Source organism: Chloroflexota bacterium, from assembly GCA_016875875.1.
Lineage (GTDB): Bacteria > Chloroflexota > Dehalococcoidia > GIF9 > UBA5629 > 9FT-COMBO-48-23.
In genome coordinates this window covers 72,194-95,606 of record VGOP01000003.1, presented here as the reverse complement: position 1 = coordinate 95,606, position 23,413 = coordinate 72,194, and the positions used below count along the sequence as shown (strand labels likewise).

Genomic DNA, 23,413 nt, shown 5'->3' with positions numbered 1-23,413 from the left:
ATTGTTTTCATACACTAAACCGTGTAAAATAAGCCAGCATGCCAATCAAAATTTTAGCTCGGGAAGTCGTTTCAAAGATTGCTGCTGGGGAGGTGGTGGAGAGGCCGGCTTCGGTGGTGAAGGAGCTGGTGGAGAACTCTCTGGATGCCGGTGCCACGCAGATATCAGTTGAGGCGCAGGGCGGCGGCGTAAGCCTCATCAGGTTCACCGACAACGGCAGCGCCATACCAGCACGCGATGTTGAACTTGCCTTTCACCGCTACGCCACCAGCAAGATTGATGCGCTAGCCGACCTGGAGAAAATCTCTACCCTAGGCTTTCGCGGCGAAGCCCTGCCCAGCATAGCCGCCGTAGCCGAGGTGGAAATTCTGACTAAAGCCGCCGGTGATACCGCCGGCACCTATCTTTACCTCAAGAACGGCTCAGTAATAAAGCGCGAGAAACGTAGCCGGCCTCAAGGTACTACCGTCACCGTGCATCACCTCTTCCGTAATTTCCCGGCGCGGCTGAAATTCCTAAAATCAGCCACCACCGAGAGTGGCCACATCGCCAACCTTTTGAGCCAGTATGCCCTGACTTTCCCTGAGGTAAAATTCAATCTTGCCCTCGATGGGCGGCTCACTTTACGTACGCCGGGCAATGGCAGCCTCCGGGATGTTGTCGCCGAAGTCTATGGCCTTGAAGTAGCCCGACAGATGCTGGAGATTGGCGAAGCAGACCAGTCTCCCAGCGTTAGTGGACTGGTAAGCCCACCTTCATTGGCCCGCTCCAGCCGGGGCTATCTCAGCTTCTTCGTCAACCGCCGCTGGGTGCGGAGCAGCCTCCTGGCTCGAGCCACTGAAGATGCCTATCACGGCTTTCTTATGACCGGCAAGCACCCTATCGTGGTTTTAAATATTTCTTCACTGCCGCAGGAGATTGATGTCAATGTCCATCCCACGAAAACAGAGGTAAGATTCCGCAATAGCCAGGCCGTCTATACAGCGATACAGAAGTCAATAGAGAAAGTGCTGGTCAAAGCACCGCCACCTAAAATCAAGGCTGGCACCCCGTCATTTACCCCACCACCAGGCCTGTGGGAAACGAAAGACACCGTAATGACCTCCTTACCTATACTCAGGGTTGTCGGACAACTAGCCAGCAACTACGTCATGGCTGAAGGCCCCGAAGGGCTTTATCTTATCGACCAGCATGCCGCTCACGAACGTGTGCTCTTCGAAAAAATCCTGGCCCAACGCTCCCAGCAGAAGATAGAAATTCAGGGACTGCTTGAGCCGGTGAACATAGAATTTAGCCCCAAACAGGAAGAGGTTTTGAAAACGAAGTGCGAGCTTCTCGGCGAGTTCGGCTTCAACCTCGAGCCATTTGGTGTAAGGAGCTACCTGCTAAGAGCTGTGCCAGCAATAATGAAGGAAGGAAACCTGTCCGAAGCGGTGAAGACACTGCTGGACTCTCTCGCCGCCGAAGGAGAGCCATCGAAACACGAGGAAAAAATAGCTCAATCCGTAGCCTGCCACAGTGCCGTCAAAGCCGGGCACTCATTAACTGCCGAGGAAATGAGAGAGTTGATAAAACAACTGGAACAGACCACCCAACCCCGCACCTGCCCTCACGGTAGGCCAACCATGATTCATCTAAGCTCACGCCAGTTAGAAAAAGAGTTTGGCAGAACTGCTTAGTCCCATCCATTCTAATTGCGTTCACATAAGCCACTCTTTGCCGGCACGCTCATTAAGATTACACAATGACAAGTCCTCAGATGCAGTTGCCTTCTTGATTTCAGGAATAGCCCTGACACAATTTCTGTTGCAGGAATCACAGTAGAGTATGTCGTCATACCTACCTTCTTGCGTCTTCTTTGCCCAATCGGCGTCGGCAATGAGCTGACGCCCCAAAGCCACAAGGTCAGCTTTGTTCTGGAAGATAATGTCTGCGGCTAGATGTGGTGAGTTGATCCGTCCCACAGTAATTACTGGGATATCTACTGCCTTCTTTATCGTCTCTGCCTGGGAAACATATGTCCCCATAGGCTGCTTTTTGGAAGGCATAATTTGTCTGGGCAGACGCCCGTAAGAAACATCAATGACATCGACTCCACCTTTTTTCAGAGCCTGAGCCAATTTGATGCTCTGTTCCAGCGTGATGCCGTTAACCATTCCTTCTTCAGCAGACAGACGCCAGAACAAAGGGTATTCTTCACCCACAGCCTTTCTGACCGCCTTGACGCATTCCAGGGCAACAGTCATCCTTTTCTCCACGCTGCCGCCATATTTATCACTCCGCTGGTTATCTAGCGGTGAAAAGAACCGATGCAGCAGATACGCGTGGGCACCGTGAATATTCACAAAATCGAACCCGGCTTCCTTAGCACTAGCCGCGGCAGCAGCAAACTTGCCGATTATGATTCTAATTTCAGCTGCCTTAAGTTCACGAGCATCTCTCGTGGGTGAAGGGGCAATCAATTCTCCTTGGGTACCGGTAAGCCCAGCAGGGAAATGAGAGCCGTGCCACAGTTGAATACCCAATTTTGCTCCAGCATCATGAACGTCAGCAGCAAGGGATGACAACCCCTGCAAGAAAGAGGCCAGAGCTCCGCTTTTCCCCCAAGCTTCATCAGAGGCTAAAATATCCACCGCGGTAGCCGGCAAGGTAATAGCACCTACACCACCTCGGGCTCGCTCGAGATAAAAAGCCTTAGCCCTTTGGCTGCGAAATCCCAGACTCAACTGCAGCGGCGCCATTATTATCCGGTTCTTGACTTCCAGACTTTTGATGGTAATCGGTGTAAACAATTCACCTAAATTCTGTCCTGGCATTTCTTATTAACCTCTCCTTTTTCGTGATAACTTATAAACCGGTCGAGAGCTATGGCTGCACTATGCACCGAGGAATAAACAGGAATGTTCGCCTGTTGGCACTTTTGCTGACAAGCAATTGTGGTTTCCCAGCTTTCAGCATTAGTGAGCTGGTCAATGACCACCACCATCGGTTTGTCAGTCTCACTGTAGATTCTAATGGCGTTATCCAGTATGGCAATAGCGAATTCCTTGGGGAAAGAGGGAAATGGCGGGTTAATGCCCAAAGGTAAATGGAAGACAAGAATATCAACGCCGCTGTAGTCAGCCAGCGTTTTCATCACAGAGTAGGCTCCTAAGGTATTATAGTATTGACCGCCAAGGTCAACAGGATTGTTAACGCTTAGACCAGCGGCACCAGCGCTGAGGAAACTCCTGAGTTTCTGTCTTAATTCCTGCGGTAGTGATGGCAAATCAAGCCCTGTGGCAACATAGGCATCAGTAGCCACAACCGCAGCCCCACCACCAACATCTATAGCACCAAGTCTGCGCCCATTAGTTATTGGTAAATAAAGGAATGTAACCAGAATATCGGCTAACTCCTCCAAAGTAGTCACGGGAATGACGCCCGCCTGCCGCACAAGTCCATCCCATATCTTAGCCGAACCAGCCAGAGCTCCAGTATGCGAGGCCACCGCCCTTGCCCCAGCCTCGGTGCAGCCGCCTTTCATCATTATAACCGGCTTGACTTCTGCTGCCTTTCTCACGGCTCTACCAAAGCGCCTGCCGTCCTTGAGTCCCTCAATATAGGCAGCTATGATTCCAGTCTCGGGGTCAGCGGTGAGATATTCCAGCAGCTCACTCTCATTAACATCCGCAGCGTTACCGAAGGAGATCACCTTACTGAAACGAATGCCACGTTGAGCCGCGTACCGGGTGAAATAAATGGCGTTGCCACCGCTCTGGCAAATGAAAGACACCGGCCCGCTTTCCGTGGGATAATCGGGAGCAAAAGATAAGCCGGCTTTGGGAGAATAAATTCCCATACAATTGGGGCCGATGAGCCTTATGTCGCCTTGCCGAGCCAAATCACAAACCTCCGCCTCCAGCCTTCTGCCTTCCTCGGTGCCATTTTCACTGAAGCCAGAGGTGAAAAACTGGACTACCTTCACTCCCTTAACGGCACAATCCCTAATTAACTGCGGCACTGCAGCCGCTGGAATACAGGATATGACATAGTCAAGCGAATCTGGGACATCCTTAACATTCGGATAGATTTTTAAGCCTCGAAACTCACCGCCTTTTGGATTAATGGGATAAACCGGGCCGTTGAACTTGCACTCGACCAAGGCCCTTACATAAGTTTCGGCCATAGCATCATAGCTCCTGCTGGGCGAAACTCCGGCTACAGCCACCGATTTGGGATTGAAGACAAAATCAAGATCGGCGTTACCTGTCATCTGTTACCTCATTCAATCTGTCATTGCGAGCAGAGCAAAGTAATCCCCGTCTATTACCCACGTCTGCCTCGGCCGAGATCGCCACGGGGCTTGTGCCCCTCGCGATGACAGAAGAAAAACTAAGATTGCTCCGTCGCTATGTTTCCCACGACGACTACTAACTACACTCTATAGCAAACCTCAGGAAGTTCCTTCCCCGGATTACTATCCCTCACATATCTAAGCATATGAATGACATAGAGAATGACAAAGCCAGCCAAATCCTCCCCCTTCATCAGCTTTATCCTGTCGCCAGAGAAAAGAACTCTAAAACTACTTGGTAATTCTTCATCGGCACGGTTAAAAATAAAAAAGACCTGCACCCCGGGAAAGATCTCCTTGCTTATCGCCCAGTCCTCACCCATTCCCAAGGATTCCACCTTAGCACCGATAAACTCAGCTAACTTAGAAACATCGGCAACGTACTCAAGGGCTTCCTTCCTGACTTTCAGCGCCATATCTATCTGCCTCTGATGCGGGCTCACCGCTCCCTCTATTTCCCGCAGGCTAATCAATTTCTTGTCTTTAAGCCCCATTTGATACCATCCTCCGCAAGCGATTCATAGCGCAAGCTTGGAGACTATTTCCTTTGCCCCCTGCCTGAGCGGTGAATTTTCAGGAAGCTCAATTATCGGCTTGCCTTTTATATCCAAATCGGTAAGATTCTGGTCTTCGGGTATAGTAGACACAAGGTCGAGGTCAAAATCGTGGATAGCCTTCCCTATCTCCTGTGGCAGACCATTCTTAACCCGGTTTACTGCTAGGGACACCTTCCCGACCTTAGTTCTCATCTCCTTGATCAAATCTTTCATTCTAGCCGCCGTAGTGATACCCCGCATGGTTACATCGGAAACAATAAGCAGGAAGTCTACGTCTCGAGTCGTCTGCCGGCTTATATGTTCCATCCCAGCTTCAGAATCGATAACCGTATAATCGTAATTTTTAGCCAGCCGGTCTATGGACAGGCGCAGCATGTGATTGGCGGCACAATAGCATCCCGGACCCTCAGGCCGCCCCATAGCCAGAAGGTCAACCTTCGCCGACTCTACCAAGGCTTCCCTTATTTTCATATCCAGAACATCCTGTTTGGACACTGTGGGCGAAAGGCGCCCCTTCTGTATATCTTCAGTGACATCCTCGCGAGCCCGGCCTACGGTTCCTCCTAGAGGCAAGCCTAAAGCGGCATTGAGGTTGGTGGCAGGGTCGGCATCAATAGCCAGCACTACTCCTTTTTTAGACAACAAATCTATGAGCAGGGCAGCGATAGCCGTCTTGCCCACCCCACCTTTACCGGCTACTACAATCGTTTTTCCCATTTCACCCTCCAAACTCACTCTTTAACAATTGGGCCTCAATCGTATACCCGGGGCATCGCCATCGGTTCCGCGACGTATCATTATACCTTGAAATGAACATCATAGCCATTTTAGCCCTGGCAGGCCTTATTTCTGGGGAATTTTACCGTCTCTTGCAAAGGGATACCCTTTAGTGTATAATACTTGTCTAGTGGTTTTAGTTTAGGTTATCACAAACTTAGTTTATATTACTCATATCTACTCAAGTGCTGGATGACCAAGGCTCCAACCAACTATTTATAAGAGAGGAGGTCATCCAATGGGTTTTCAGGACAAGTCGATCCAGTGTTCCGACTGCGGAACTACCTTCACCTTCAGTGCTGATGAACAAGAACTCTTCGCGTCTAGAGGCTATACTAACGAGCCCAAGCGCTGTCAATCCTGCCGCCAGGCAAGAAAGTCAGAGCGTTACGGAAACAGTGGCTACAGGTCTCAAAGGCAAATGTTCTCCGCAACTTGCGCTCAATGTGGCAAAGACACCGAAGTGCCGTTTGAACCGCGCGAAGGTAGACCAGTGTATTGTAGCGATTGCTACAATAAGGTCAAACTAAGCAGGTAACGCTGCTTTTTAAAGGACACACATAGGCCGGGGATACCCGGCCTATGTGTGCTTCCATTACATATCAACTAAAGGAGGCACCAATTGAATATCTATGTGGGCAACTTGGCCTACGAGGTAACCGAAGAGGAATTGCGGGAAGAATTCGCGGCTTTTGGAGAAGTGACATCTGTAAGCATCATAAAAGACAAGTATAGTGGGCAATCTAAGGGATTTGCGTTTGTTGAAATGCCAACGTTGTCTCAAGGCCAAGCGGCAATTAATGGTCTGAATGGTAAATTGCTACACAACCGGGCACTGTCTGTAAGTGGTGCTCGCCCTCGTACCGATAACAGGAGCCGTGGTTCCTATGGTGGCGGCAGAGGTGGTTCCTACGGTGGCGGTAGTGGTGGTAGGCCTGGCAAAGGAGGAGGCCGGAAAAGATACTAAATGGCCTCATCAACTCAGGAAAGAAACAAAGAGGTAGCGAACAATATCCACAGCAAGAGGATAACAGTCGGCAACCTTAACATTCGATATTTTGCCGGTGGGCAAGGTGACCCGCTAATTGTAATTCATGGTGGTGGCGATGGCGCCAGGTCATGGCGGGAAAATGCGAAAGAGCTTTCCAGAAATTATAGTGTATATATTCCCGACCTCCCCGGCTTCGGGCACAGTCAATCGGCTAACGATAAGTTTCATCTACCAGACTTCGTAACCTTCATAGAGGACTTTGCCGATACACTGGGCCTCGAGCGCTTCTATTTAATGGGACATTCGATTGGTGGTGGTATCGCCTTACACTACGCGCTGAAATTTCCCCAGAAAGTAAAGGGGCTGGTGCTGGTAAGCAGCTGGTGCCTGGGAAAAGAAACAGCACTTTGGGTCAGGCTCCTGTCTCATCCAGCTCTTTGCAAGTCTCTCGGGGAAGCTGGCATTGCTATCTTAAAGGGTGTTAAATGGCTGGCTCGCCTATTCTATGCTCCTTTTAAATTTGCCAACCCTCTTACCCGGGTCAAGATGGACATAGGAAAGACCATGACGACATTGAGGGGGCAGACAACAGTGTTGCTGAACCAGCTTTCTGAATTAACTATGCCTACGTTGTTGGTCTGGGGTGCTGGGGACCGTATTGTACCTGCGGCTCATGCTTACGTTGCCGCTGAGCTGATTCCTGACTGTCAGTTACACATCTTCGAAGGGTGTGGTCATAGCGTCTACAAGCAAAGAACCGAGGAGTTTTCACAGCTTCTGGCGAATTTCTTGGACTAAAAGCTGCCATCTTTGACAAGAGACATTATCCCCTTGCATCAAAACCTCATCAACTAATCTCCTTTCTAGAGATATAAGCACAGCCCTTCAGTTATGTCCATTGCCCCTTTCTACAACGTGCAGAGACTTTCTTCAAGTGGTATACTACCTCCGTTAAGCATTACAAACCTTGCCGCAAACTGCAAAGAACTAAATACAGAGAGGGGGAAGGAAAGTAATGGACGAATATAAAGTTTACAAGTATAGATGGGTTATTCTGGCTGTCTATATGTATGTAGCCGCTCTTACTCAGCTGTACTGGCTGAACTTTGCCGCCATTGAGACTTTCATTGAAGAACGTTTAAGCATACCGGCAAGCAGCGTCATGTGGTTCACGCTGGTTTTTCCCCTAGTCCAAGTTTTACTTACCATGCCCGCTGGCCTGGTTATCGATAAGAAGGGATTTAAATACGGCGTTGGCATAGGTGCCCTTTTCACCGGCATATTCGCCATGCTCCGCCTGGTTAATCCTGACTCATTCACCATACTCCTGATTTCCCAGATAGGAATTTCAATAGGGCAACCTTTTGTACTGAACGGCGTTACCAAGCTTGCCGTAACCTGGTTTCCACAGAAAGAAGAGGCCACTGCAGTGGGGCTCGGCTCTCTGGCACTGTTCATTGGCATGATGGTTGGGTTGGGAGCAACGCCAGCGCTGGTGCAATTCCTGGGATTCGAAACCATGCTCCTAATCTACGGCGCCATAGGCCTTTTGGGCGTGGTGCTGTTCTTTACCCTGGTTAAATCCAAGCCCGAAATTGCCCCCCGAGAAGTAGAGGAGCAGGAGGAACTCACAAGCTGGCAAGGTATCAAGACGATTCTTAAAATGAGGGACTTTGTGATTCTCGGCTTTATAGCCTTGATAGGTATTGGAGTTTTCAACGGCCTGGCTACCTGGCTGGAAAAAATATTGAACGAACTGCATCAGATTCCAATGACCGATGCCGGCACTATATCCGCAATACTGATTCTTAGCGGCATGCTCGGCTGCATCATCATCCCATTGGTTTCGGACAAAATAATGAGGAGGAAGCCATTTCTACTGCTGGCATCCTCAATTGGAGTTGCATCCATCATCGCTTTGATGCTCACTAAGGGTTATGCGCTGAACATGGTCAATGGCATATTCCTGGGCTTCTTCCTGATTTCTGCTCTGCCCATAATGCTGACGATGTCTGCCGAGATCACGGGCGCCAGGTTCGCCGGGATTTCCGTGGGCTACTTGCAGCTTTTGGGAAACGCCGCTGCCGTAGCTATTGTTCCCACGATGGAATTCATGCGCGGAACCACCGGGCAGTACATCTTGCCGCTGGCATTTATCGCAGGATTATTGGGCATATCTTTCATACTGGCAATAGTGTTAAGAGAGCCTGCCAAAAGCTAATGGAGGTAGAATTTCTCTAGAGTAATGTGTGCTTGCTATCACATTGGTCCAGGCTAGTAAATAAGAGACGACAACAACATACAGGCCACTGCAATATATCTATCCCTACACTCACTCTACAATTACTATCTTATAAGCTACAACTTGAGCCGGATAAGACTCCATAACGGGTCCCGAGAACCATATCTGTACCTTCTTGCCCTCTTCTAAAGAGGCAAAGCTTGCCGGGTATCGTACGTCACCGACCAGCATGCGTATCAAGGTCATGCTGGTTATCGTGACCGCATACTTATCAGATGTCTTATCATCGAGTGACCCCACGAGAATCTGTCCCGGCTTTTCACCCTCTTTAACCTGCTGCACGCCGTCAATCCAACCTACCAAGTCTGGTTCTGCGTATGCCTTTGAAATGGCACAGGCACTGAATAAAGAAATAACAGCTGTTAAAAAGATAGCCCCTAAGAACAACTTGGTCTTAACCATCGCTGTAGCCACCTCCTCTTAGGTTCCCAATATATATAACGAAGAGAAGGTAAAATTAGTTTAGCCAGCTTGAAAGGCTTTAAGGGGGGAAATAAATAGTCAGGTCACATTTGTGCAAGAATAGGGTCTTGTAGGCTCTTTCGAGTAGAAGGTTGGGGAAAATCGTGATTGCCCCTTATGGTTCACTTTCGCCGTAGACGGAAGCGAAGAACGCCTGCTCCAGCTCAACTACCTCAGCCGGAAGCTGGTTAACCTTGCCCAGACTCAGGGCAGAGACGTATATTTTCGCCATCTCCTCCGCCAGCTCGCAGATAGTCAAAGCTTCACGCATGTCCCTGCCCACGGAGAGAACGCCATGATTTGCCAGTATGACGGCGTTTCTAGGTCCCAGCGCCGAGACCACGTTTTTCGCCAGCTCTGGGGTACCGGGGAAACCGTATTGGGCAACCTTTATCTCCCCGCCGATAAGGATGACTTGCTCATCTATTAGTGGAGGTATATCCAGGCCGGCAACGGCAATGGCGCTACAAAGGGGGGGATGAGCATGAACGACGGCATTGATCTTTTTCCGCGCCTTGTGAACCTCGATGTGCATTACCATCTCTATGGTAGGTTTCAGCTCGCCTTCGACCTTCTGTCCGGCAAAATCAACCACCACTATGTCGTCAACCTTGAGCGAATCATAATAGCAGCCGCTGGGAGTAATGGCCAGCAGTTCCCGACCACCGGGGTCTTTAAGTCGCAGGCTAATATTACCCGCCGTGCCCACCACCAACCCCTTCCTCTCCATCTCCTGAGCCGCCTCAATCACTTGCTTCTTTTCAGATTCCCACATCACTATATCATCTCCTGATTCTTAAGACTTAAGCTTTCGATTGGTCAGCCCAACATCTATGACTGGACTAGGCAGATACTATCGGTGGTTTCCTGTCTCTCCACGGATGAGCTTTCTCGAATGCCGCTGAGGCTCTTAGTACCAGCGCCTCGTCGAGACGCCTGCCAACAATCTGCAGCCCTACGGGAAGTCCTTCGGAGTTGAAGCCGCAGGGGACCGAAGCCGCCGGCTGCCCGGTGAAGTTGAAGGGATAGGTAAAACAGACCCAGGAGCTTGGACTGCTGTCCTGACCATTTACCTTCTCCGGCCCCAGCGGTCCCATGTCTCCGGCCTCAAAGGCAGCTGTCGCCAGAGTCGGAGTCAACATCAGGTCATACTTCTCAAAGACCTGGCTGGCCTGCTCATAAAATTTGTAACGGTTGAACTGCACCCTGATTACATCGCGGTTATTGTAGGCTGAGGCGAACTCTATGAATGGTATGTAAGGAGGAAATACAATCTCTTTGAACTTGTCCAGTTCATTTTCGTGTGCAGTGAGAGTTTCTGATAACAAGGTGACCAGGAAATCAGGTTCCATATTCATCCAGCCTGGTTTTATCTCCTCCACCGTACAGCCGAGCTCCTTAAAGCTAAGAGCTGCCTTCCGGCAAATTTCAAGCACCTGGCTGTCCACAGGGAAGCCGCCGCCGAGGTCGGACGAGAAAGCCACTCTCAGACCCTTGATGTCGCCCTTCATGTCCTTTTGGAATTTGCCCGGATATTGCGGCAGCGAGTTCTGGTCGTAGAGCGAGGGACCGGCCATTACATCGAGCATAAGCGCATTATCCTCGACCGTCCGGGAAAGCGAGCCTTCATGATTGAGGGTTTCCCAGCCGGGCAAATGAGGATAGGTTGGCACTCTACCATAAGACGGCTTCAAGCCAAACACGCCGCAGAAGCTTGAAGGTATCCTTATGGAGCCGCCACCGTCGTTGCCGTGAGCCACCGGGCAAAGTCCTGCGGCTACGGCCGCCGCAGCACCGCCGCTGGAACCGCCCGGCGTCCTGTTCAAATTCCAGGGATTAACAGTTTTGCCAAACACGAGGTTATCGGTGATACCAACCAGTCCGAACTCCGGTAGGTTAGTCTTGCCCAGTATGACCGCACCGGCATTTTTCAAACGCTCGACCAGAATCGCATCCCTATCCGGTACAAATTTCTCGTACAGCTTTGAGCCGAAGGTGGTCCTTATGCCTTTGGTGAACACATTGTCCTTAATGGCGATAGGCACGCCTTCCAGAGGCCTCGGCTTCCCTTTTTGAAAGGCGTTTTCAGACTCCTTTGCCGCCGACAAAGCCATCTCGTTAGTCCTGGTGACAAAGGCATTTATCTTGGGGTTTATTTCGTCTATTCTTGCCAGCAGCGTTTTCACCACTTCAACCGGTGACAGCTTCCCCTTTTTGTAGGCAGACAAAAGCTCAACAGCAGACATCCAGCAAACTTCAGACATGATTAGCATACCCCCTTATCAAGATGAATCTAGTATAGCCTTCGACCACGGGCACGTCAAAGACGACCTTCGCTGATTAACATATTTAGGAGGCGTCCGGCAAGACTTGGGGAATTTCTGAAATATGGCGCAAGTATAAATGGCAACGATGGGTCAGGAAGATAGCGCCGCCCACCCCACTGACTTGAGGTCAAAAATTGTGACCTCAAGAACTCAAACTGTCCCGACTTGCACTGGAACACAAAGTCCTAAAGAGTCAAAATTATGCGAAATATACTAAACTATTGCATCATATATTAAACTATAGCTCAAGTAAAAGTAATATATATTCCATAATTGCTATAATAATACTTGACATATTATATAATTTGTGCTAATATTAATTTTGGTGACGGATTTTACAATAGGAGGCTGCAGAAATAAGTATGAACAATAATGAAACTCCAGAGGAACGATTTAAAAGACTTGCCATATCGAGAACTAATGCTGTGCTAGATAAGCTTAGAATTCTCGGCAACTTGTCTAACAGGCAACTATATAGTTATTCAGAAGAGGATATAGAAAGAATCTTCTCGGCAATAAATAAACAACTTAGAGAAGTTAAGGCTAAGTTTAACCCTGGGAAGCAACAAAGGTTTAAGTTATGAGCAGGAGTATGTAACGATGAAGAAGAGGGATGTAAATTTAGGACGCACCGATGAAAATATTGCAGATCAATACGATCATCTCTGTGAGGGCCTGCAAAAGGATGCGGGGCAGAATTCTTGGGACGCTAGGCTGACCAGCAAAGGAAAGGACTGGAAATTAGCTTTCATGTATCACCCCCTGCTAAATTGCTTGATTATAGAAGATTTTGGGACATGTGGAATGAATTCTAAAAGATGGAAGGAGTACCAAAGCTTATGGGACACGACTAAAGCTCAAGAAACTGCACTAGGAGCTCGAGGTCAAGGCAAATTCTTGTTTCATTATTTCGCCAGAGGTAAGCTTGTTCTGACTGAAAGCTTTGATGAAGATGGGATATATCGTTTTTCATTTGGAACAACTGATGAATATGATGACGAAACCGGGAAGCTAAGTGATTTTATCCCTTCTGCAAAACCACCGGATCACCAAGGCGCCCGCATTTGGATCATGGATTTAAAACCAGATCTCAGGGATGAATTGCTCGACTGTAAAGAGTTCGTGAGTCACATAGCAAAAACTTGGTGGGAAATTATTAGGAATTGGAATGTTAGCTTTATGGTCAACCTTGATGGCATTGAACGCAAAGTGGAACTACCTCAGCTACCAGCAGTCGAAAAGGAAAAGGTTTTCACTAACGAAAAGATCAGCGATCTAGGCAGGATAAAGAAGCTCACATTGCGATACTGCAAAGGCGAAGTCCCCGAATATCTTAGGGGGTAGCGGTACAGAGAGGTGGAATGACCATTATTAGGCTCCCTATTTCTGCGGACGAAACGATTAAGAACAAGATTTACGGATCATGCACTTTCGACGAAGATTTAGAGCGAGAACTAAAGAAGGTGGAATTCCCTAATCATTTTGGTTTTGCCTCCAAGAGAGCTTGGAATCATGCGAGGGAATATATTAGACGAAAATCAGAAGAGTTTGTTCAAGAAATCAGCCCAGTGAAGAAAAAAGAGGTGACAGCACTACCCCAAGATCTTATTCAGCGGGCAGTCCGTATTGTCAATGACCTTGTGAGAGAATATGCTCCAGAGCTAGCCATGGAAGCCACAGGTCCAGGGGGCAAAAAACCAAAGCCTGAAGAACACAAAACAAAGCAGCCTCCTGAAATACGAATTGATGCTTTTAGAGGTAACGCTAGAAAACTGGAGTACGACGAGTCTCTTATAACGGAATGTGAACTTATCAATGATACCGCAGATGAAGCAAAGGTGCTATTTCAAATGGAAATTAGACACGAGGAGGGTGACCTAAAATTCAATCCAAAATACACGATTCAACTTGCCCCTAATGCTAGAAAGGGAATCGATATCCCACTTGTTGATTTCCGAGAAATTATTGATAAGTCTGGCGAATATAAGGCAACTGCTGTTTTGACAGACTCGAGTGGAAATGAGCTCCACAAACGCTCGTTTACCTTTTATTTACATGAAGAGCCACCTCCACCAAAAGGAAAGGTATTCTTAAGCACTATGGTGTTTTCGAATGGCAAAGGCACAACTTTGGAAAGAAAAAGGCATTTGCCTGTAACAGAGAGGGGAGCCCTCAGAATAATTTTTGATCATCCTGATTTTGTTCATACTAGGGAGCTAGTAAGCTCCAAGAAAGCCAAGCTAGGCGAGATTCTTATCTACTCTATTAAGTGCGGCGTAGACGAAGCAATAGAGGGGCTACTTGAACTCAGGTATAATGAAGGCCAGTTGAACACGGATGAAATAAGAGTAATTAGAGATAAGCGTGATGCAATGTATTATTACGCTGTGCTAAGCGCTTTGGCATAAAAGTAAGTTTGGGTGAAGGAGTGTCCGTGCCATGGCGAAGAGAAAAAGGGGTATATTAAGGAGAGAAACAATAACTGTAGACGGCAAAGAAATAGAGGTTGATACTTTCGATGCAACATTGATTCTAGGTAGTGGGACAGAACTTGAAAGCATTGACGAATTGTTGAGGCAGGACGAGGCAGAAAATTTAATACGAGCTGCATTGAGTGAAATAGAGGCCATCGCAAAGAAATATGCAGGCAAAAAGAGAGAATCTTTATATTATTACGAAGCGGGTAAAGTCCTTCAGTTTGTCGACAAGCAAGGCTTCACCGATAGAAGAGGTCTTATTTGGCGTCGGATGGGATATGACCTACGCCCAGACCTATTCGGTGGGAAAAGAAAGAATGCCGAAGAATCAAAAAGGTATCCAGAAACCATGTACCACCTAGGAAAGCAGCTAAAAAGGAACGTAGAAAGAGCTAACTTCGACCAATGGTACGAGATATTAAAGTTCAAAGACATTTATAAAGACAAGGACCTTCTTGAACAGATTCTTGCATTATGCGAGCAAGGGCTATCTAGCGTTCAGCTACGCCAGCGAATTAAGGAAATTCGGGCGTCAAAAAGCAAGGACAAATGAGGTTAAAACTCTTAGTTATTCTTGGGTTTTAGCTCCCGAGACTGGCACCAGGCTGGGTGGGGAGAGACGTATAACGGCATTATATTCCGGCGGGCAGACGAGCTGGCAGCTGCCGCACTTGGTGCACTTGCTCTGGTCGATGACCTTTATACCCTTTTCATTAGTGGTGATGGCTTTCACGGGACAGGATAAGACACAATGCTCGCAGGCTCGCTCGCATTTCTCGGGAAGTATGTAATAGGCGATTAGCTCTTTGCATACCAGCGCCGGACATCGCTTCTCCAGAATATGGGCTTCGTATTCATCACGGAAATAGCGAATCGTGGTTAGGGCTGGATTGGGCGCCGTTCTGCCCAAGCCGCACAGCGAGCCACCACTTATGTCCTGCCCAACTTCAACCAGCCAATCTATGTCCTCAATCTTGCCTTTGCCAACAGTAATGTCCTCCAACATGTCCAGCATCTGCTTGCTGCCAATGCGACAGGTGGAGCACTTGCCGCAGGACTCCTTCTGTATAAAGTCGAGGAAGAACTTGGCGGTATCAACCATGCAGTTGTCCTCGTCCATGGCAATGACACCGCCGGAGCCCATAATTGCTCCAGCTTTGCGGAGCGAATCGAAATCTACCGCCGTCCGCAGCATGCTTTCAGGTAAACAGCCGCCGGAGGGCCCGCCTATCTGCACCGCTTTGAATTTCTTACCACTGCGAATGCCACCGCCGATATCGAAGATGAGCTCGTGCAGCGTTGTACCCATAGCCACTTCCGCCAGCCCGGTGTTGACCATCTTTCCGGCCAGTGCAAAGGCGGCTGTGCCCTTGCTGCCTTCAGTACCGATGCCGGAAAACCAATCAGCCCCGCGAGCCAGTATCAGAGGAACGTAGGCATAGGTCTTGACATTGTTAAGCACCGTAGGTTTGCCCCACAAGCCGGCCTTCACCGAATGAGGCGGTCTGGCCCTGGGCATGCTACGTCTGCCCTCGATGGCATACATTAAGGCGGTGGATTCGCCGGAGACAAAGGCGCCAGCTCCCTCGACTATCTCGATATCAAAGCTGAAACCGCTGCCCAGAATATTATCGCCTAATAGCCCCAGATTCTTTGCCTGTTCCAGTGCAACCTGCAAGCGCTCGATAGCCAGTGGATACTCAGCTCGAATATAGATAAACCCGTCATGAGAACCGACGGCATAAGCGGCGATAACCATGCCTTCTATGACCTGCTGAGGGTCGCTCTCCAAAACCACCCGGTCCATAAAAGCCCCCGGGTCTCCCTCATCAGCGTTGCAGATTATATATTTAGTCTGCCCTGAGGCTTCGCGGCACTGCTGCCACTTCCTGCCGGTGGGGAAGCCGGCACCACCCCGACCCCTGAGGCCAGACTTCTTTATCTCCCCGACTATGGTGTCGGGCTCCATTTGCAGAGCCATAGCCAGGCTGCTGTAGCCACCGTTGGCGATATAGTGGTTTATATTCCCGGGGTCGATGTAACCGCAGTTTCGCAGGAGCAGGCGATATTCGTGCTCAAATCTGGAAAGCTCTGGAATATAGACTGCTTTGCCATCACCGCCGTCAAGGGTGCCCAAAGCCAGGTCAAGGCAGGGGTCATCACCCAGTACATAGCCTTCGACAAGCGTGGGCACAACTTGAGGAGTTGCATTGTTATAGCAGACGGTGAAGGAACTAGGCTTGATTATGGTTACCAGCGGCTCGAAGGAGCAAAGCCCGATGCAGCCGACCTCGGTAACCTTGGCCCGGGCATTTCTCTTCGCCAGCTCGTTACTAAAAGCTTCGACTACCGGCAGTGCACCGGCGGCTCGGCCACAGGTAGCCGTGCCGATGAGTATGTGTGGGGCTTTGCCGTGATACTGGGAGTCCCAGTTGGACTTCGCCTGCTTTTGGATTTCTTCAAAGGTCATCAACTGCCCCTAATGTTTCTCCGGCTGCTCCTGGCTTACCGGCTTAACGGTCACCAGCACCTCCTCGACCTTCGGTGGTGTCATCCTAGGATAGACAGAGTCGCTGACTACCACGACTGGGGCCAGAGCACAGCAGCCAACGCAGGCTACCCTATCCAGACTGAACTCTTGGTCAGATGTGATGCCGCCGACCTGGATGTCAAGCTCCCTGGCCATGGCCTCAAGGACAAGCTTGCCTCCAGCCAAGTGACAGGCGGTGCCCATACAAACCTTAACCGGGTGCTTGCCGAGGGGTGTGAAGCGGAACAGATTATAAAAAGTGGCGATGCCGTACACCGTGCTCTCTGGGATTTCTAGAAAGTCGGCGATGGCTAGCATCGCCTCTTTTGGAATATAGCCAAACTTATATTGAACTTGCTGAAGAAGGGAGATTAAATGGCGTCTATCCTTCTTGTTTGGGACCAGGATGTCTACCAGTTCTGGCTTCAGTTCTTCCACTTCTTCACGAGGCCCGGTAAGTAGGCTGGTATCTCGCTGGCTTCTCTGGGCCCGACGATGATTTCCCAACCGGGCAGTGCCTCTTCTAGTTCTCCTTTAATTCGGGCTACTTTGCCCGGAATAACAAGCTTCTTGTGCTTTACTTTGCCTTCGATTCCAGTCTTTTTAATAAATGGCCCGATGGAGTCGCCAGAGAACTTGCCAGCAGCCCAGCCGGTGAGGACGCCAAGTCCTTCCGTATCCTTAACGCACAGCCAGGACGCAACCTTGCTACCCTCAATCTCCGAGGCAACAATAAAGTAAGTCAACGCCCAGTTGCTGGTAATCAACACCGGTGATTCGTCATTCGGCTCGCCTATCTCGTAAACCTTCTGCTCCACAGACATCGGTATGCGCGGGTCGGTATAGATATTTAGCCTCTGCACCAGCAACGGCAATAACGAGTACCGGTCGAAGTCAGAGAGAACAATTATGCCGGGATATTTAATCACAAACATGGCGGCAAGCAGAATCTCCCTGATCTCGTCTTTCGCTATGAAGCAGGGGAAGCTGATAGTAGGATAACCCAGAGGTCTGAAGTTCTGTTTCAAAGCTGCTCGTCGGATGAGTGTCTGATCCCTGATAGCTTCCTGCATATTCTTGGCGATTGGGTCCAAGACGATCTCATCAAGGCCCGCCTCCTTCAGCTTGGTGGTCAGTGGTATCAGCTCCTCCACGCTGTGACCCCTCACCACCACCGGCGTCGGCGAACTCTTAATTCCAGCAATTATCTTGTCGATGTTATCTTTGGTGACCGCGTAAAGTAACGGCTTCCTGTCACCGCATATCTTTCGAGCTGAAAGCAGAGTATCAACATCTTCGGACATTAGCACTACAGGCAGGTCGGTGCTCTCGCAGACCTTCTTCACCAATGCCTCAAACTTAGCTTTATCACCTGACTCAAACCGCAACGCCAGAACGTTCGCCTTAAGAGTCAGCCCCACCCAGGGGAACTGCAGCTCCTTTATCTTCGTCAGCTTCTCATCTATTTTTGCATCAGCATCCTTATCCGAGATAAGCAGGGCAATGCCCGGCTGATGGACAAAGGTCTTCTCATGCCGGTAAACCACCTCTTCACCACCGATCTCGAGGGCATTTTTGCCAGAGCCAATGGTCACCGGTTTGATAGGTGGTGCCAGAGCTTCTTCCAGCTCGGCCTTGACATCTGCTGGCAGGTAAGGACATTTATCAAGTGCTACACCAGCAGCAGCCAGCTTCATGGCAAAGGCAAAACAGGTGGGAAAACCACATTCACGGCAATTCTTTTTGCCTCCGTCGGGAAGCCTCTTTACAACGTCAGTTCCTTTTAACGCCATGTCGATCCTCCTAGTCCGTTTTATACAGGAAGTTCTACCTCACCCTTCACCCAGGGATGGCCTACCTTATCCAAAAACGCAATCAGCTCATCAGTGTTTTTAGCATCTTCCTCTGTAGCTATCTTATCGTACAGGTCTGCGGGTATAGCATCCTTGTATCTCTCTTTTATCTCCTTGGGCATCCACACACAGCGCTTGATTCCACCATCGGCATACAGGAACTTGGGCGACCTGAGATACTCCAGTGCTAGGCCCAGGAAGCCCTCTACCTGCCGGCCACCGCTGGTGTCTGCAGCCATAGTGGAGAAAGGCACACCGACTACTGTGGGCCCAGCAAAATCGCGGTGGACGAGGCCGAAGGCATCGACTTCGGGGATATAGAACCAAATCGCCTGGAAGCAACCGCAAGAGGTATGCGGATGCTCAAAAGCGCTATGGAGAAAGACCCTGTCATAAGCCCCCATAGATTTTATTGCTCCCAGCTCGTTGCAGCCTTTGTACTCCCCTCTTATCGGGTCTAAACATTCACCCTTCTTTACCTCCTGTACCGGCCCCTCCGGGTCGAGCTTGTAAGCGGCTCTGCCATCGAACCAGCTTATGGCCCCGCAATTAGCCACCCTCTCCGGGGTGGCAATGCATATATGGGTCGGGGCAAAGCTCTGACACAGGGCACAGCTATAAAACTCCTGAACATCGTCCTCTTTCAAGCCACGGGCCCTCTCATCCCTTGCCTTATAGACCTCGCGGGCCTTGGCTAGAAGTTCCTCAACCTTCTTCTCATCGGTAACAAAGGTGATGGAAATCTTCTCGATGACATCCAACTCAGATGTATAGAGGAACATCAGTATCTGGCCAATGGCTTCAAAAGAGTTAAGCCCCTTAGCCACGGAGTCCTTGCTCAGCCTGACCCACATCTCGTCTCTCTGGTTCATGTGATACAAGCCCTCTATATAATTGGCATAAAGGTGAATCCTTCGCTCAAACACTGGCTCCATGTCTTTCTCTAGCTTGGCACCGGCAACATCGATTAGCAAACCTATGGGGTAACTCCCCCCTTCTTTCAAGTCTTTGATGTCCGGGCCGATGACCTCAATCTTCTGGTCCTCAACCTCGTCAATACCCTTTAGAGTCACCAACTCAAATTTGCTCTTCGCCTGTGGGCCACCAAATTCGACATACATGTCGCCTTTTCTAATTACTTCGCCCTCGTATTGTGGGCCAACGTCCACTGGGAAAATTCCTGCCATTTTGTTATGCCTCCTTACTCTTTAAATTTGTAATTAGATTATCTAGAAATTCCTTCCACTGTTCATCTTTTCTCATATTAGGAAGGGAATAGCTGGCATGTGGATAATAAAATTTGCACAAGGTCATAGTCTTAAGGTGCGAGGCATAATGCTTCAGGGTGGAAAGTCCCTGCTCACCGAGGTCAGTCCTGAACCCAAGAAACATCACCAGATCGTGATTACCTTCCTTCTTGACCCCTTTCCATGCCGGGTCTTTGAGATGGTTGAGAATCTCTATAATGTCATAGCTGCTGGCTGGCTCAACGCCCAGCTCAAGCAGCTTCTTCTTGGTGTGAGCAGTAGCGCATATGGGAATATCAAGTGTCTTAGCTATCTCCACACCATACTCTATAAGAAGCTTGCCGCCTAAAGTCGTGGTAAGAGCCCAGGAGCCGAGCACCAATAGCGGCCTTGTAGCTCGTTTAATCAGGTGCGCATACTCGCTGGCATCTTCAATAATCTTAGCTGACTTAGTGCCGGTTAATACGTTAACTCGATGATATGGTAAAGTCGTGGTCATGATAAAACCTCCTTACTTAGCTACCTTAACATCCTTAATAGCTTTCTCTACTGCCAATTTAGTCATAAGCCCGCCACGGTGCATCAGAGTGTCTTCAAATTCCTGGTCTATCCCCATTGTCGCCAGACAGGGGTATTGATGATGGAGAAGTCCGGATTTCTCCACGGCGTCCCTTTCCCAGATTCCCACCAAACCGTCAGCCACATACGGACTGCAGCCACAGGGAGCCCCCCTGATAACTGTGACCCGCTTTATTTTATCTTTATCAAGCTCTATGTCCACTTCTGGCTTTCCGAAATACTTAGCAAATTCTTTAATATTAGGGTTCTGACTATCCTTCTCTGCCAGGGTACAGAAGGGAACGGGATAGACCATGTCCACTCCCATAGATTCCAGCTTGCGCTTAATCTGTTTGGCCAGACCGGGCGGCAGCCAGACGCGGTTATCCGCCGGGGCAATCACTGCTTTGGCACCGCTCTTCTTCACCATGTCGGGAATCATCTGAGCCACCCCTGGGTGCTCACCTAGAGATATCAGCAGATCGGCCTCCGGCAACTCTTTAGGCAGAAACTCATCAGCGTCATCGATTATGGCTGGCAAGTCCTGCTGGAAAGTGTAAGAATAAACCTTCCAGTCAGCCGAACCATACTTCCTTATGTTATCGGCAATTCTCTGGCCATAATGGCCTTGTATAGCTACCAGAATGCGCATAAAATTCTCTTTTGAATCTCCTTAGTGGACGACCGCATCCAGCGGGACCTCGGACGTATAAGTTCCGATCAGAGTAGGCAGAGTCAAGACTGGCTTCTCCTTCCATCCCACTTTCTCAAGATAGGCCATCACTTCTTTCTTAAAGAATATGGGTATATCTGTAGCCTTTCTGACGAAAAGGTGAAGGTCGTCAGGCAGGGTTCCCATATATTGCTTATGCAGGGCAATATAATGGGTGAGCTTCAGCTGGCGCCCCTGAGCAGTATCGTTCTTCCTGATGCACAACTTAGCCATGGTTACCATCGCCCTCTCTTTGGACTCTACCACTGTAATCAGATGTTCAGGCGATGGCTCCTCAGTGTTTACCAGCTTTTTCTCCCTGCCATCCATCACCGTCCAGTCATCCTCCTCCTTCCGGCTCATATAGAGTCTTCTATACTTGGAGGAATGAGGACCTAAGACAACTGGTATGCCCAGCCGATTACAGCCCGTGGCGATTGACGCTGCTTTCTGAGAATAAGCTCCCCAAGCAAGGCCGCAGGCACCGACGCGATTTAAGATATAGTCGGCGATAACCTCATAATTGCCTCGCAAAGGCAGAGTGGCGAAGATATTAGCCACCTTCATGGCAGCGCCGGTGATATGGGAATTAGCTACGCAGGAACCGACATTAAGAACTCCGCCGGCGTCGAAATTGGGCGGATACTTCTCATAAATAGTTTTGCCTTCCTTGTCCTTCTTCATCCCGGCCACCATAGCCGAGCAGCCGCTTAGCACCACAATATATTTCCTCTTGGCGAATTCCTCAGCGATGTCGGCTATCTCAGTAATCTCTTCAGGGAAGTTGGAGCAGCCGACGATGGCGATGATGCCGGGTATAGTGCCCAAGACGATAGGCGCACCGACTTTTCTTATCTCTACGTCCATAATCGGTCCTCGCCCCACCCTCATCTTCCACGTTTCCCAGCTGGCTGCTGCCTGCATCATCTTGATTATGGGCACATGGCGAGGGCACTCCTGGTCGCACTTGCCACAGCCGATACACTTGTTAAACACCTCCACCAGCGGCTGTATATTGCCATTTTTCGCCGCCTCGATGGCATCGCCGACCGGCAGCAAATTGGGGCAGACCTGGCTGCACATATTACACAGCTTATGGTCTTTGGCTAAATCGGGCACCTCTTCCGGCTTGACCAGCACCTTGTTCCTCTTAGGCGCCAGTTCCATAGCTACTTTTACTGCTACTTCGGCTGCCTTATCCGGGTCAAATATCAAAGTCTGCTTTCCACCTACCATGTCTTTGACTATTTCGTCTGCTTCCCTCTTGCTCACATCTTCAAGCCCATAGCAGATTTTGTCATTGGTAGCAATCAGGGCTGTGCCCACCTTGGCAGCCTCTACGGGGGTGTCGCATCTTACACACTGCTCATCGGTGACGATAACATCGGCGATGCCAGTCCTGATGAAGAAAAGCTGGCGAGACAGAGGGCCAACCACCTTAGCCCTATCACTGTATCTCACCACCTCTTGCGCGGTGCAACAAATGCCGGCGACTTCGACCTTATCCTGAAGGCCATTGGCATTTATATAATCAACGATGGGGATAGCCGTAACCGGGTTATGCCCAATCAAGAGTACAACCGGCTTCGTCCTGTCCACTGCCCCCCAACCCAGGTCAACCAATGGGGTCTCAGCCACAGATGTCGGATAGCCGAAACCTACTATCTCGGCAATGTCGGCGGCTTCCAAGGCAACGTGGTCTAGCATGGAGATATGAAGGGCTTTAGACTCATAATCAAGCGCCGAACCCTCCTGACCGGTATGAAGCGCCGAGATACAGTGAATAAGCTGATTCTCCACATACTCAACAGCCTTCTCCAGGTCACCCAAATTTTCTGGCTTGAGCCCAAGGATCGTCCGTATATGCGGCGCCTCTACAAGTATCTGGTCACCGAGATTAATTTTATAATCTTTGCCATGTTTCTCAATCAGATAGTGAAGCACATGCCGAGCGTGTCCACCATGAGCCGCCGTGCCCATACAACAGGCTAAAAGCACAACCCTAGCCTGCTGAGCTGAAATATCTATGCCACAAGCTCCCCTCTTATCCCCGGTAAGGTCGCATTTGCCGTAAGTGCAGAAGCAGCACAAATCACACATAGGCGCATAAAAGGGCTTATAGGTCTTGAGCAGCCTCATGTCCCAGTTTCTTAAATCGGGAAGCTCAGGCATCGGCGTATGCCCCACAGGTTCCCAATTATCTTCCGCCCGTATTATCTCGTTTACCGTATCTTTCCGCAGATTTTTCTTCTTTTTGGTAACTACAGCCATTATGGATACCTCC

Annotated in this window: 23 protein-coding genes; 9 read left to right on the top strand and 14 right to left on the bottom strand. The window is 49.5% G+C overall.

The window, feature by feature from the left end; translation table 11 throughout:
- Window positions 1-38 precede the first annotated feature (38 nt).
- Window positions 39-1,679, top strand: a complete 1,641-nt coding sequence (gene mutL, locus FJ023_03205; GenBank protein ID MBM4446345.1) for a DNA mismatch repair endonuclease MutL — start codon at window positions 39-41, stop codon at window positions 1,677-1,679.
- Window positions 1,680-1,700: 21 nt separating this feature from the next.
- Here the strand turns inward: mutL and FJ023_03200 are convergent, their stop codons facing one another.
- The 4 genes from FJ023_03200 to FJ023_03185 form a co-directional block, all read right to left on the bottom strand.
- Window positions 1,701-2,816, bottom strand: coding sequence for an NADH:flavin oxidoreductase (locus FJ023_03200; protein ID MBM4446344.1), 1,116 nt, complete (start codon window positions 2,814-2,816; stop codon window positions 1,701-1,703).
- Entirely contained in the window at window positions 2,798-4,255 is a 1,458-nt protein-coding gene (locus tag FJ023_03195) for a hypothetical protein (GenBank protein MBM4446343.1), read from the bottom strand. The genes FJ023_03200 and FJ023_03195 overlap by 19 nt, the downstream gene beginning before the upstream one ends.
- Window positions 4,256-4,416: 161 nt before the next feature.
- Window positions 4,417-4,830 (bottom strand): DUF3786 domain-containing protein, encoded by a 414-nt coding sequence (locus FJ023_03190; GenBank protein ID MBM4446342.1) that lies wholly within the window; start codon window positions 4,828-4,830, stop codon window positions 4,417-4,419.
- 24 nt (window positions 4,831-4,854) lie between these two features.
- Complete coding sequence (locus tag FJ023_03185) at window positions 4,855-5,610, bottom strand: ATP-binding protein (protein ID MBM4446341.1); 756 nt, start codon at window positions 5,608-5,610, stop codon at window positions 4,855-4,857.
- Between the two features lie 298 nt (window positions 5,611-5,908).
- Here FJ023_03185 and FJ023_03180 point away from each other — a divergent pair, with 298 nt between their 5' ends.
- The 4 genes from FJ023_03180 (at window position 5,909) to FJ023_03165 (ending at window position 8,882) form a co-directional block, all read left to right on the top strand.
- Window positions 5,909-6,208, top strand: coding sequence for a zinc-binding protein (locus FJ023_03180; protein ID MBM4446340.1), 300 nt, complete (start codon window positions 5,909-5,911; stop codon window positions 6,206-6,208).
- Between the two features lie 84 nt (window positions 6,209-6,292).
- Entirely contained in the window at window positions 6,293-6,637 is a 345-nt protein-coding gene (locus tag FJ023_03175; GenBank protein ID MBM4446339.1) for an RNA-binding protein, read from the top strand.
- The gene (locus FJ023_03170; GenBank protein MBM4446338.1) at window positions 6,638-7,459 is read left to right on the top strand and encodes an alpha/beta fold hydrolase; all 822 of its coding nucleotides are present in this window, start codon (window positions 6,638-6,640) and stop codon (window positions 7,457-7,459) included.
- A gap of 217 nt (window positions 7,460-7,676) precedes the next feature.
- Window positions 7,677-8,882: a major facilitator superfamily domain-containing protein 7 gene (locus FJ023_03165; protein ID MBM4446337.1), complete on the top strand. Its 1,206-nt coding sequence runs from the start codon at window positions 7,677-7,679 to the stop codon at window positions 8,880-8,882.
- A 111-nt stretch (window positions 8,883-8,993) separates the two neighbouring features.
- Here FJ023_03165 and FJ023_03160 read toward each other — a convergent pair whose 3' ends face one another.
- The 3 genes from FJ023_03160 to FJ023_03150 all read right to left on the bottom strand — a co-directional run bounded on the left by FJ023_03160 (window position 8,994) and on the right by FJ023_03150 (window position 11,689).
- Window positions 8,994-9,365: a DUF3221 domain-containing protein gene (locus tag FJ023_03160; GenBank protein MBM4446336.1), complete on the bottom strand. Its 372-nt coding sequence runs from the start codon at window positions 9,363-9,365 to the stop codon at window positions 8,994-8,996.
- A gap of 175 nt (window positions 9,366-9,540) precedes the next feature.
- Window positions 9,541-10,200 carry a class II aldolase/adducin family protein gene (locus FJ023_03155; protein MBM4446335.1) on the bottom strand — a complete coding sequence of 220 codons (660 nt, stop codon included), beginning with the start codon at window positions 10,198-10,200 and terminating at the stop codon, window positions 9,541-9,543.
- Between the two features lie 67 nt (window positions 10,201-10,267).
- Window positions 10,268-11,689, bottom strand: a complete 1,422-nt coding sequence (locus FJ023_03150) for an amidase (protein ID MBM4446334.1) — start codon at window positions 11,687-11,689, stop codon at window positions 10,268-10,270.
- 425 nt (window positions 11,690-12,114) lie between these two features.
- Here FJ023_03150 and FJ023_03145 point away from each other — a divergent pair, with 425 nt between their 5' ends.
- From FJ023_03145 to FJ023_03130, 4 genes are read left to right on the top strand one after another with little or no spacing between them, the layout of a single operon-like run.
- On the top strand, window positions 12,115-12,336 hold the full coding sequence (locus FJ023_03145) for a hypothetical protein (protein ID MBM4446333.1): 222 nt from the start codon (window positions 12,115-12,117) through the stop codon (window positions 12,334-12,336).
- A gap of 16 nt (window positions 12,337-12,352) precedes the next feature.
- Window positions 12,353-13,096, top strand: a complete 744-nt coding sequence (locus FJ023_03140) for a hypothetical protein (GenBank protein ID MBM4446332.1) — start codon at window positions 12,353-12,355, stop codon at window positions 13,094-13,096.
- A gap of 17 nt (window positions 13,097-13,113) precedes the next feature.
- The gene (locus FJ023_03135) at window positions 13,114-14,160 is read left to right on the top strand and encodes a hypothetical protein (protein ID MBM4446331.1); all 1,047 of its coding nucleotides are present in this window, start codon (window positions 13,114-13,116) and stop codon (window positions 14,158-14,160) included.
- A 31-nt stretch (window positions 14,161-14,191) separates the two neighbouring features.
- Window positions 14,192-14,782, top strand: coding sequence for a hypothetical protein (locus FJ023_03130; GenBank protein MBM4446330.1), 591 nt, complete (start codon window positions 14,192-14,194; stop codon window positions 14,780-14,782).
- 15 nt (window positions 14,783-14,797) lie between these two features.
- On the opposite strand, the gene FJ023_03125 is transcribed toward FJ023_03130, so the two are convergent.
- The 7 genes from FJ023_03125 to cdhA are packed head-to-tail and all read right to left on the bottom strand — an operon-like array spanning window position 14,798 to window position 23,400.
- Window positions 14,798-16,699 carry an NADH-quinone oxidoreductase subunit F gene (locus tag FJ023_03125; protein ID MBM4446329.1) on the bottom strand — a complete coding sequence of 634 codons (1,902 nt, stop codon included), beginning with the start codon at window positions 16,697-16,699 and terminating at the stop codon, window positions 14,798-14,800.
- 9 nt (window positions 16,700-16,708) lie between these two features.
- Complete coding sequence (nuoE, locus tag FJ023_03120; protein ID MBM4446328.1) at window positions 16,709-17,188, bottom strand: NADH-quinone oxidoreductase subunit NuoE; 480 nt, start codon at window positions 17,186-17,188, stop codon at window positions 16,709-16,711.
- Window positions 17,185-18,552, bottom strand: coding sequence for an acetyl-CoA decarbonylase/synthase complex subunit gamma (locus FJ023_03115; GenBank protein ID MBM4446327.1), 1,368 nt, complete (start codon window positions 18,550-18,552; stop codon window positions 17,185-17,187). Before FJ023_03115 ends, nuoE begins: the two co-directional genes overlap by 4 nt.
- A 20-nt stretch (window positions 18,553-18,572) precedes the next feature.
- Window positions 18,573-19,790: a CO dehydrogenase/CO-methylating acetyl-CoA synthase complex subunit beta gene (cdhC, locus tag FJ023_03110; protein MBM4446326.1), complete on the bottom strand. Its 1,218-nt coding sequence runs from the start codon at window positions 19,788-19,790 to the stop codon at window positions 18,573-18,575.
- Window positions 19,791-19,803: 13 nt separating this feature from the next.
- Window positions 19,804-20,358, bottom strand: a complete 555-nt coding sequence (gene cdhB / locus FJ023_03105; GenBank protein MBM4446325.1) for a CO dehydrogenase/acetyl-CoA synthase complex subunit epsilon — start codon at window positions 20,356-20,358, stop codon at window positions 19,804-19,806.
- Between the two features lie 12 nt (window positions 20,359-20,370).
- The gene (locus FJ023_03100) at window positions 20,371-21,069 is read right to left on the bottom strand and encodes a thymidylate synthase (protein MBM4446324.1); all 699 of its coding nucleotides are present in this window, start codon (window positions 21,067-21,069) and stop codon (window positions 20,371-20,373) included.
- 21 nt (window positions 21,070-21,090) lie between these two features.
- The gene (cdhA, locus tag FJ023_03095) at window positions 21,091-23,400 is read right to left on the bottom strand and encodes a CO dehydrogenase/acetyl-CoA synthase complex subunit epsilon (protein MBM4446323.1); all 2,310 of its coding nucleotides are present in this window, start codon (window positions 23,398-23,400) and stop codon (window positions 21,091-21,093) included.
- Window positions 23,401-23,413: the final 13 nt, after the last annotated feature.